The organism is Klebsiella sp. A-Nf5 (assembly GCF_002810545.1).
Classification (GTDB): domain Bacteria; phylum Pseudomonadota; class Gammaproteobacteria; order Enterobacterales; family Enterobacteriaceae; genus Klebsiella; species Klebsiella variicola.
The window spans coordinates 1-523 of the sequence record NZ_PIOG01000192.1; the positions used below are offsets into that span (position 1 = coordinate 1).

Consider the following 523-nt stretch of genomic DNA (forward strand, 5'->3'; position numbering starts at 1 on the left):
CTGCAGTGGGTGCAGCGCCTCCTCCAGCAGACCGAAGACTTCATCGTTCTCGCCCGCCAGGTTGATGTCCGCGCGATAGCCGCGCACCGGGTAGCGGGAGAAGAGCGGATCGGGGCCCATCTGGATCACGGTGCAGTCCTGGCGACAGTCGCCCTCGGCGATCATCCATGGCGCCTGCGAGTCGACCACCAGAATCACATCGGCGTCGGCGAGCCAGACGCTGGGATCAGCCCCGGCGAGCAGTGGATTATCGGCGCTCAGGGTCACCTCGGTACCCCAGTATTCCACCAATGGGATCGCCCATTCGCGCACCAGGCTATTGAGGCGCGCAAAGCCACCCGCCGTTCGGGCGCCACGCTGGGCGAAGATGACGGGATGCCTGGCGCAGGCGATTGCCTCGGCGGCGCGGGCGATATCTTCCCGGACTGGCGCATAGCGGACCGGCTGCTGCGAAGGACCGGCCTGCAGCGCGGCCTCATCAATGGCAAAGGTCTCGCACAATGGCTCGCGCGGTAAGCCTCCG

General features: G+C 66.7%; 1 pseudogene. It reads right to left on the minus strand.

Going from position 1 to position 523, the window contains the following annotated elements:
* Window positions 1-523: pseudogene (locus CWM53_RS20175) on the minus strand (acetolactate synthase); the annotation flags it as partial.